Genomic DNA, 3,015 nt, shown 5'->3' on the forward strand with positions numbered 1-3,015 from the left:
GACGTCCACCAAACATGGGGCTATTCACCTTCCAGCCTCACGGAGCGACGCAGCAATATCGCTGATCGAGCGAAACAGGACCAGTTCATCATCTCTGGTAGGCTCAAATCCTCGGCGCTGCCAGAGTTCGGCAGCCTCCCCGTCGACGGCGTTGACCATCAATGCCCGCCCACCGATCAGCGATGCGGCCTGAACGCAGCGTTGGAGGGCATGCTTCACAAGGCCAGTCCCGATGCCCACCCCGGCGGAGCCGATGTCGGTCGCGAGCTGACCAAGCAGCATGCAGGGAATTGGATTAGGCGGCTGCCCCGTCCGGATGGAGCGCGGTAGCACCGATGGCACAACGGCTATTGGTGCAAGGCCGTAATATCCCACCACACGCCCTGCCTCATGCACGACGAGAACGGCGGTAAAGCCCTTCTGCTGATTGGAGAGCGCTCGGGTTTTCAGCCAGTGGTCGAGCGTCGGCTTGCCACAGGAAAACTGGGAAACATCGTGGTCGGCGGAAAGCGGCTCGGGTCCTGAAAGCAGCAAGGGGTTACCGCTTCGCCGCGTAGCCGGGCTCCCACGGCGCAGGCCGCTTCAGCACTTCAACCATCTCCGGAACAGGAGCGGCCGGGCGCGACAGCACATCCATGAACTGAGCAAAGCCTTCCGGGCTCATCCGGATCAGGCCCTGCTCCATGACGACCTCCTCGGCCGCGCGCACAGCGGCATCTCGCACGAAATCGGTGCGCGAACGGCCGCGCAGGCTGGCGGCACGATCGATCATGGCAACATCGGCCTCGGGCAGACGCATTGAGATCGGATATTCCTTGCGTTCGGCAGTGTTGGCCATGACGATTCTCCTTGGTCGGAAGATGGCATCTTGTATCTCTAAATACAATACGATAAAGTCACATCCACAAGCAACAGCTTCCGATGGGGTAGTATCGAGGCCAAAGATGACGGCGACAGCGATCGATTCCGACAGGTCATTTCACTATGCCACGGCACGCCAGATCACGCCGCCGCACGCCATGACACGCGTCGGCATACTGATCGCCGCCAAATGTTCGCCCGTAAATTCCATTGCTTATACCGGGCACGGGACGAATGCTGTCAGTTATGACCTTGCGAGCCTCACAAAACACAGCAAAGATGACAGGAGCCGAGCGCGAAGCGCTGCTCGAATCTTTGCTGCTGGACGCGCCGGAGTTGACGTTTACGCCGCGCGGCAGTCCCGACCCTCGCCTTCTGCGTCTGGTCGGCATCCTGGCAAAGCAGGCGGCACGGGAATGCTTTGCCGAGGAAGTGAAGTTATCCAGGCAAAGGAGGAAGCGCACCTCCTGATGCAGATGGGAGCAATGTTTTGAAAATCGCGATTTACGCCCGTTATTCTTCTGACAATCAACGCGACGCTTCCATCGCCGACCAACTTCGCATGTGCCGCCTCCATGCCGAAAAGCAAGGTTGGCACGTCATCGAAGAATATACCGACCACGCAATCTCCGGCGCTTCGCTGATCCGTCCGGGCATCCAGGCTCTGATGACCGACGCCATGGCTGGTCGCTTCGACGTGATCCTCTCAGAGGCTATGGATCGCCTCTCGCGTGATCAGGAAGACATCGCCGGAATCTTCAAACGCGTGTCCTATGCGGATGTGAAGATATTCACCCTGTCGGAGGGCGAGGTCAGCCATCTGCATGTCGGCCTCAAGGGCACAATGAATGCCCTCTTCCTCAAGGATCTTGCCGACAAGACCCGCCGCGGCCAGCGCGGCCGTGTCGAGGCTGGCAAATCGGGTGGCGGCAATTCCTATGGCTACGATGTGGTCAAGAAGCTGGATGCCAATGGCGAACCCATTCGCGGCGACCGCACCATCAACGAAGACCAGGCCGCCGTCGTTCGCCGCATTTTCCGCGACTACGCGGCCGGCAAGTCGGCCAAGACCATAGCCTTTGCACTGAACAAGGACGGCATTCCGGCCCCTTCGGGCGGCGACTGGGGTTTCAGCACGATCAACGGCAACCCGAAGCGTGGCAACGGCATCCTCAATAATGAGATGTATGTCGGCAAGATCGTCTGGAACCGGCAGCGCTTCGTAAAGGACCCGAACACCGGAAAGCGGCAGGCGCGCCCCAACCCCGAATCGGAATGGGTCATCCAGGAGACACCAGAGCTTCGGATCCTCGACGATGATCTCTGGAATGCTGTGAAGGCAAGGCAGGAGAAGAACAAGCTCACCCGCGACGACAACGGCTGCACGGATGTCCGCACTGTCAATCATCGGCGGCGCCCAAAATACCTCTTCTCGGGCCTCACCAAATGTTCATGCTGTGGTGGCGGGTACTCCGCGATCTCGGCAACGCTGATCGGATGCTCTACAGCTCGCAATAAGGGCACCTGTAACAACCGCGTCAATATCCGTCGCGACGAGTTGGAATCGCGCGTGCTGAATGCGCTGCGCACCCGACTCGTTGACCCTGAGCTGTTTGCCCATTTCTGCGAGGTGTTCACGCAAGAGATGAACCGCCTACGAATGGAAGGCCGCGCCGGTATTGCCTCGGCGGAAGCCGAGATCGCGAAGATTGATCGGGAACTCGAAACCCTGCTCAACCTGATCCTTAAAGGCGGCGCTGCCGACGCTCTCAATGCGAAGATGGTGAGCTTGGAAAAGCGGAAGAAGGAACTGCAACTGTTCCTGGCCGAAGCTGACGAGCCGCCGGCCCTGTTGCACCCGAGCATGGCGCTGCAATACCGCAAGCGCATCCAGCAGCTCTACGACTCGCTTCAGGATGAAGAAGAGGGCAAGCGGGTAGAGGCATCCGACACCATTCGCTCGTTGGTAGATCAGATCGTGCTGACGCCTGTTGAGGGCAAGGTGGAGATCGACGTTCAAGGCGATCTTGCTGGAATCCTTACGATTTCCGCACAAACGAAAAACCCCGCCTCGGGGGCGGGGTCTTCGCAAGTAAAGATGGTTGCGGGGGCAGGATTTGAACCTGCGGCCTTCAGGTTATGAGCCTGACGAGC

Annotated in this window: 4 protein-coding genes; 2 read left to right on the forward strand and 2 right to left on the reverse strand. The window is 59.3% G+C overall.

Going from position 1 to position 3,015, the window contains the following annotated elements; all coding sequences use genetic code 11:
- Positions 1–24: 24 nt before the first annotated feature.
- Positions 25–534, reverse strand: coding sequence for a GNAT family N-acetyltransferase (locus tag AC5DC2_RS22000; RefSeq protein ID WP_123639860.1), 510 nt, complete (start codon positions 532–534; stop codon positions 25–27).
- A 4-nt stretch (positions 535–538) separates the two neighbouring features.
- Positions 539–838 carry a type II toxin-antitoxin system TacA family antitoxin gene (locus AC5DC2_RS22005; protein ID WP_024707726.1) on the reverse strand — a complete coding sequence of 100 codons (300 nt, stop codon included), beginning with the start codon at positions 836–838 and terminating at the stop codon, positions 539–541.
- Positions 839–1,095: 257 nt separating this feature from the next.
- Here AC5DC2_RS22005 and AC5DC2_RS22010 point away from each other — a divergent pair, with 257 nt between their 5' ends.
- Positions 1,096–1,332, forward strand: a complete 237-nt coding sequence (locus tag AC5DC2_RS22010; protein ID WP_223805139.1) for a hypothetical protein — start codon at positions 1,096–1,098, stop codon at positions 1,330–1,332.
- 19 nt (positions 1,333–1,351) lie between these two features.
- Positions 1,352–3,004, forward strand: coding sequence for a recombinase family protein (locus tag AC5DC2_RS22015; protein WP_491700029.1), 1,653 nt, complete (start codon positions 1,352–1,354; stop codon positions 3,002–3,004).
- The last annotated feature ends 11 nt before the right edge of the window (positions 3,005–3,015 follow it).

Source organism: Martelella sp., from assembly GCF_984369615.1.